Annotated in this window: 3 protein-coding genes; 1 reads left to right on the top strand and 2 read right to left on the bottom strand. The window is 58.8% G+C overall.

Annotated elements, in window-relative coordinates:
- The coding region (locus FN633_RS16230) for a sigma factor-like helix-turn-helix DNA-binding protein (protein ID WP_279538300.1) at nt 1-289 on the top strand (289 nt) is incomplete at its 5' end.
- A gap of 125 nt (nt 290-414) precedes the next feature.
- Here the strand turns inward: FN633_RS16230 and FN633_RS16225 are convergent.
- Both FN633_RS16225 and mutS read right to left on the bottom strand, forming a co-directional pair.
- Entirely contained in the window at nt 415-843 is a 429-nt protein-coding gene (locus FN633_RS16225) for an OsmC family protein (protein ID WP_154058427.1), read from the bottom strand.
- A 62-nt stretch (nt 844-905) separates the two neighbouring features.
- Nucleotides 906-3,470 (bottom strand): DNA mismatch repair protein MutS (gene mutS / locus FN633_RS16220; RefSeq protein ID WP_243731511.1); only part of this gene is annotated, 2,565 nt, incomplete at its 5' end.

The raw sequence follows: 3,470 nt of genomic DNA, 5'->3' as shown, positions 1-3,470 counted from the left end.
GGACATCCTGGCCGATGAGAAAGACAACGGTCCGGAAGACACCACGCAGGACGATGACATGAAGCAGAGCATCGTCAAATGGCTGTTCGAATTGAACGCCAAACAGCGTGAGGTGCTGGCACGTCGTTTCGGTCTGCTGGGCTATGAAGCTGCAACGCTTGAGGATGTGGGTCGTGAGATTGGCCTGACTCGTGAACGCGTTCGTCAGATTCAGGTTGAAGGTCTGCGTCGTCTGCGTGAAATTCTGCAGACACAGGGGCTGAATATCGAAGCGCTGTTCCGCGAATAAGCGACACCATTCCAAAAAAGGCCAGTCATCTGACTGGCCTTTTTCTTTTGTGTTTTCGCACTGCAAAGATTTTCACTAAACCCGTAGGCCGGGCAAGGCAGAGCCGCCGCCCGGCATAACCCAAATTAATTGAGCGTATAGTCCAGAGTGATCTCAGCCTTCAGCAGCTGGGAAACTGGGCAACCCGCTTTGGCTTTATTGATGATCTTATCGAAAGTCTCTTTTTCGATATTTGGCACTTTCACCGTGCTGGTGAGCGCGATTTTAGTGATCGCGAAGCCGCCGTCGACCTTATCCAGCGACACATCTGCCGTGGTGTCGATGCTTTCCGGCGTATAGCCCTCTTCACCCAGCATTAACGACAGCGCCATAGAGAAGCAGCCCGCGTGTGCGGCACCAATCAGCTCTTCCGGGTTAGTTCCGGCAGCGCCTTCGAAGCGGGTGTTGAAACCGTAAGGCTGCTGCTTTAATGCGCCGCTCTCGGTAGAGATGGTGCCTTTACCGCCTTTGATGTCGCCTTCCCAGTGTGCCTGACCTTTCTTATGGATCGTCATCTGTTCGCTCCTTTTTTGGATGAAACCCTAAGTATAGAAGCTCAGGCCAGGCCCACAGAAAACTACGCCATATTCTTAAGGCGATAGATCCACTCCAGCGCCTGGCGCGGAGAGAGGGTATCCGGGTCGAGAGTTTCCAGCGCCTCAACAGCCGGATGCGTCTCCTCCGGTGCGGCGAGCAACGACATCTGCGTGCCGTCGACTTGGGTGGCCGCCGCGTTTGGCGTAATGCTCTCCAGTTCGCGAAGCTTCTGCCGGGCGCGCTTGATCACCTCTTTCGGCACGCCCGCCAGGGCCGCTACCGCCAGGCCATAGCTTTTGCTGGCCGCGCCATCCTGCACGCTGTGCATAAAGGCAATAGTATCCCCGTGCTCCAGCGCATCAAGATGCACGTTAGCAACGCCTTCCATCTTCTCCGGCAGCTGGGTCAGCTCGAAGTAGTGGGTAGCAAACAGGGTCAGCGCCTTAATGCGGTTCGCCAGGTTCTCTGCGCAGGCCCACGCCAGCGACAGACCGTCGTAGGTGGAGGTGCCGCGCCCGATCTCATCCATCAGCACCAGGCTGTTTTCCGTGGCGTTGTGCAGGATGTTAGCGGTTTCGGTCATCTCGACCATAAAGGTTGAACGCCCGCTGGCCAGATCGTCCGCCGCACCTACGCGGGTGAAGATGCGGTCGATAGGACCAATCTCTACCTTCTGCGCCGGGACATAGCTGCCGATATAGGCCAGCAGGGCAATCAGCGCGGTTTGGCGCATATAGGTACTTTTACCGCCCATGTTGGGCCCGGTAATAATCAGCATCCGCCGCTGTGGCGAGAGGTTCAGCGGGTTGGCAATAAACGGCTCGTTCAGCACCTGCTCAACCACCGGATGACGCCCTTCGCTAATACGGATGCCCGGCTTATCGCTAAAGGTTGGGCAGCAGTAGTTAAGGGTGTAAGCCCGTTCTGCCAGGTTAACCAGTACGTCAAGCTCCGCCAGGGCGCTGGCGCTCTGCTGAAGATCGGCCAGATGCGGCATCAGCAGGTCAAAAAGTTCATCATAGAGCTGTTTCTCCAACGCCAGCGCTTTGCCTTTCGAGGTCAGCACCTTGTCTTCATACTCTTTCAGCTCAGGAATGATATAGCGCTCGGCGTTCTTCAGGGTCTGGCGACGCACGTAGTGAATAGGCGCATGATGGCTCTGGCCTCGGCTGATCTGAATAAAGTAGCCGTGCACCGCGTTATAGCCCACCTTCAGGGTGTCGAGACCCAGCTTCTCGCGCTCGCGGATCTCCAGCTTATCCAGATAGTCCGTTGCACCATCGGCCAGGGCGCGCCACTCGTCTAGCTCGGCATTATAGCCGGGGGCAATCACGCCGCCGTCGCGGACCAGCACCGGCGGGGCATCGATGATTGCCCGCTCCAGCAGCTCGCGCAGCTCGCTAAATTCGCCCATTGTCTCCCGCAGCCGCTGAACCGGCGCGCTGTCGACCTCGGCCAGCATCTCTCTTAGGGTGGGGAGCTGCTGGAAGGTGTGGCGCATGCGGGCCAGATCGCGCGGGCGCGCAGTGCGCAGGGCCAGACGCGCCAGAATACGCTCCAGATCGCCAACCTGACGCAGCACCGGCTGGAGCTCGGCAGTGGCGTCCTGGAGTGCGGCGATGGTCTGCTGGCGCTCGGTTAGCGTTTTGATATCACGCACCGGCATATGCAGCCAGCGTTTAAGCATGCGGCTACCCATCGGCGTGACCGTGCAGTCAAGCACCGAGGCGAGGGTGTTCTCAATGCCGCCGGCCAGGTTCTGGGTGATCTCCAGGTTACGGCGGGTCGCAGCATCCATAATGATGCTGTCCTGCTGGCGCTCTATGGTGATTGCCCGGATGTGGGGCAGGGAGGTGCGCTGGGTATCTTTCACGTACTGTAGCAGGCAGCCCGCAGCGCACAGGCCGCGCGTGGCGTTCTCTACGCCAAAGCCCACCAGATCGCGGGTGCCAAATTGAAGGTTCAGCTGCTGGCGGGCGGTATCGATCTCAAATTCCCACAGCGGACGGCGGCGCAGACCGCGTCGGCCCTCAATCAGGGCGGTCTCGGCAAAATCTTCGGCGTAGAGCAGCTCTGCTGGATTGGTACGCTGGAGCTCAGCGGCCATGGTCTCACGATCGGCTGGCTCGCTCAGGCGAAAACGCCCGGAGCTGATATCCAGGGTAGCGTAGCCAAAGCCCTTGCTGTCCTGCCAGATGGCCGCCAGCAGGTTGTCCTGACGCTCGTGCAGCAGCGCTTCGTCGCTGATGGTGCCTGGCGTGACGATGCGCACCACCTTGCGCTCAACCGGCCCTTTGCTGGTGGCCGGATCGCCAATCTGTTCACAAATAGCCACCGACTCACCGAGGCTGACCAGCTTCGCCAGATAGTTCTCCACCGCGTGATGCGGCACGCCCGCCATCGGAATGGGTTCACCCGCCGAGGCACCACGTTTGGTCAGAGAGATGTCCATCAGCTGCGAAGCGCGTTTCGCATCGTCATAGAACAGCTCATAAAAATCCCCCATCCGGTAGAAGAGCAGGATATCCGGATGCTGGGCTTTCAGCTTCAGGTACTGCTGCATCATCGGCGTGTGGTCTGATAGATCCTTGTCAATAGACTCATT

This window comes from Pseudescherichia vulneris (assembly GCF_902164725.1).
GTDB lineage: Bacteria > Pseudomonadota > Gammaproteobacteria > Enterobacterales > Enterobacteriaceae > Pseudescherichia > Pseudescherichia vulneris.
The sequence above is the reverse complement of the archived record's forward strand: the minus strand, read 5'-3'. Positions and strand labels throughout refer to the sequence as shown.